The sequence below is a fragment of the Mycobacterium sp. genome, from assembly GCF_052143115.1.
Classification (GTDB): Bacteria; Actinomycetota; Actinomycetes; order Mycobacteriales; family Mycobacteriaceae; genus Mycobacterium.
Genome location: NZ_JBKQTQ010000139.1, coordinates 1 through 3,317, shown reverse-complemented (window position 1 = coordinate 3,317; position 3,317 = coordinate 1). Strand labels below are relative to the sequence as shown.

General features: G+C 68.2%; 2 protein-coding genes. Both read right to left on the bottom strand.

The features are described 5' to 3' along the window. Positions 1-300: 300 nt before the first annotated feature. On the bottom strand, positions 301-1,179 hold the full coding sequence (locus tag ACLQI9_RS14895) for an SWIM zinc finger family protein (protein WP_442391835.1): 879 nt from the start codon (positions 1,177-1,179) through the stop codon (positions 301-303). After that, positions 1,172-3,317: DEAD/DEAH box helicase (locus ACLQI9_RS14890; protein ID WP_442391834.1), on the bottom strand; the 2,146-nt coding region annotated here is incomplete at its 5' end. The genes ACLQI9_RS14890 and ACLQI9_RS14895, both read right to left, overlap by 8 nt.

Sequence of the window (3,317 nt, the reverse complement as noted above, 5' to 3'; positions counted from 1 at the left end):
CGTGGCCATCAATACTCTCGTCTTCATGTTGGGATTCCTTTTCTCTGGAAGACGACGGCACTCCGCCGCCGCTGGTTGCGCTAGCCGAATAGTAGGTTTTCAAGGAGAAAGTCGCAGACGTCAAGTGTTTTCGGCATAGGCATTTGAGGTTGGTGAAAAGTCGTTAGTATGCCCCCTTAGAGCACCCGGTACCGCGTGGTTGCCTCTAACCGGCATCCCCGACGCCACCGCCGTAGCGCTGCTCCGCAACGTACAACGCAAGATCGCCAACTCGACTCGCGCGGATCTTCTGCTGCCTGGTTACGGCCGGCCCGTCCCCGTCTGAACCGATCTGCCGGGAGCAGACTCGTATGCGAGTTCGGCCTGGCCACCGCGTCCGAGGGCGTCATAGGCGGGTCGCAGCAGTTCGGTCAGCGGCCGTCCGCGGGCGACGACGCCGGTGTCGGGCAGCTGATCGAGCAGCGCTGTCGATGGCGTCGCCGGCGGGCTGGCGACTGTCACGTCGGCTTGCCAGTCGTAATAGGTGTCCAGGCAGTCGGCGAGCGGTCGGGCCGCGTGTTCGGCGCGGTCGGCGGCCGGCGCTCCTTCGGTGCGGGCGGCGGCCAGGTTGGCCAGGAGGTCCTCGCGCTCGCGGCCACGCCACGCCAGGATGGCGAACGGGTCGTCGTCGAAGGACTCGGCGAGCAAGTAGAAGGTGGCGGCAAGGTGCTTGCACGGGACGGCGTGATCGGGACAGGAGCAGTCCAGCGACAACTCCCGGGCGGTGACGGGAAACAACGACAGGCCTTGTCCGGCGAAGACGTCCTCGATGTCGTCGGGCATCTCGCCGGACAGCAGTTTGGCGGCGTACCAGGCATTGTCAGCCAGGCTCCGCTCGATGCGGGCCCAGTCGGACTTGCCGAACGCCGGGATCCCGATCCGGATCCGGTACGGCCGGGCCCTGCTGCCCTGCACCTCGGCAGTGACCGAGCCCGGATCCACCTCGAGCGAGATCACCTGCCCCTTGCGCGCGTAGCTGCGGCCGCGCTGGAGCCGGTTGCCCAGGCCGATGTCCTCCAGTACCGCAATGAACCGCCCCGACCACCAGGTCCGCGCGATCGCGCCGCGCACGCTGCGCACCTTGAGCCCACCCTGCACGGGGCGGGGCCGCGACGGTGGCGGATACCAGCTGTTATTCACCGACGGCTCCCTCGGACAGCGCGAACACCTCGCGGAGATCGCGGGTGGACAACTCGGTCAGCCAGCCTTCGCCGTCGGTGACCACCAGGTCGGCCAACGCCTTCTTCTCCTCGATCATCTCGTCGATCTTCTCCTCGAGCGTGCCTGTGCAGATGAACTTGCGCACCTGCACCGTGCGCCGCTGTCCGATCCGGAATGCCCGGTCTGTCGCCTGGTTCTCCACCGCGGGATTCCACCACCGGTCCAGGTGCACAACATGATTGGCCGCGGTGAGGTTCAGCCCGGTGCCGCCCGCCTTCAACGACAGCAGGAAGATGGACGGCCCGTCCCCGGACTGGAAGCGGGCCACCATCTCATCGCGCCGCTGCTTTGGGGTGCCACCGTGCAGGTAGGCGACGTCGCGGCCGAACCTCGCGGCCAGGTGCGGCACCAGCAGCTCGGCGAACTCGGTGAACTGAGTGAAGCACAGCACCCGGTCGCCCTCGGCGAGGATCTCGTCCAGGATCTCCTCGAGCCGAATCACCTTCCCCGACCTGCGTCCGACGGGCGAGCGATCGTGCAGCAGCTGCGCCGGGTGGTTGCACACCTGCTTGAGCTTGGCCATCGCGGCCAGCACATTGCCACGCCGCTCGATCCCCTCGGTGTTCTCGATCTTGTCGATCATGTCGTCGACAACGGCCTGATACAGCGAGGCCTGCTCGGCGGTGAGCTGACAGTACTGCTTGATCTCGATCTTTTCCGGCAGGTCGTCGATGATCGCCGGGTCGGTCTTGACCCGGCGCAGGATGTAGGGCCGGGTAACCGCGCGCAGCCGCTCGGCCGGCTCGGTCTGCCCGTGCCGTTCGATCGGGATCGCGTAGCGGGTGCGGAACCGTTCGGAGGATCCGAGCAGACCGGGGTTAAGGAAGTCCATGATCGACCACAGCTCGGCGAGCCGGTTCTCCATCGGCGTCCCGGTCAGCGCCACCCGGTGCCCCGCCCGCAACTGCCGCACCGCCTTGGCCGCCCGCGACAGGTTGTTCTTCACCGCCTGCGCCTCGTCCAGCACCACCCGGTTCCACTCGTAGCCGGCCAGCTCGTCGATGTCGCGGGTGGCCGTGGTGTAGGTGCTGACGATCAGGTCGGTTTGCTCGAGGAATTCACGCAGCGCGTCACCGTGCAGCCGCGCACCACCGTGATGCGCATACACGCGCAGGCCGGGCGCGAACTTCGCCGCCTCCTTCTGCCAGTTGCCGACCAATGACATCGGGCACAGTAGCAACGTGGGGCCGACGTCGCGATCCTGGTGTCGCTGAAGGGTTTCCACGGCCAGCAGCTGAACGGTCTTACCCAGGCCCATGTCGTCACCCAGGCAGCTGCCCAAGCCGAGCGAGGACAGGAACGCCAGCCACGACAGGCCGCGCTGCTGGTAGGGACGCAGCGTCGCGGTGAATCCGTCCGGCGGCTCGAGTGGCCGCAGCGACTGTGCGGCGGCCCCGCTGAGCAGGTCCCCGAGCCACCCGTCGGCGCGCACGGCAGTGACCTCGAGCGGGGTGTCGATGTCGTCGGGGTGGCTGGCGGCCAGCGCGAGGATCTCGGCCGCGGTCTTGCGGCCGGATGGCTCGCGCTTTAAGAACTCCAGCCCGCGGCGCAGCTGCTCTGGATCCAGCGCCACCCACTGGCCGCGCAGCCGGATCAAGGGGGCCTTGGTCTCGGCGAGCACCGCGATTTCGTCCTCGGTGAGCGTGTCGTCGCCGACGGCCAGCTCCCAGCGGAACTCGACGAGCTGGTTGCGACCGAACTTGCTGGCCTTGATCACCACCCCGTCGACCGGAGTGTGCGCGGACAGGGCCAGCCCCAACTTGCGGCGCCGGTCCCACCAGGACGGCAGCAACACCCCGAACCCGGCCTCGTCGAGCACCGCGGCCGTGCCCGACAGGAACCGGTAGGCGCCGTCGGCGTCGAGCGTGAGTTCGGACGGGCGCGCGGTGCGCAGGGCCGGCGCGAGCTCCGGGAAGATCCGGCTGGCCCGGCCCAGCTCGGTCAGCAGCAGCTCCTGCGGTCGGTCCAGCCACCGGCGCAGGCTGCCGTCGTCGTTCCACACCTGCTCGGCGGGGACCAGCAGGCTCGGGTCCTCCGTCGACGCCAACAGGAACTCC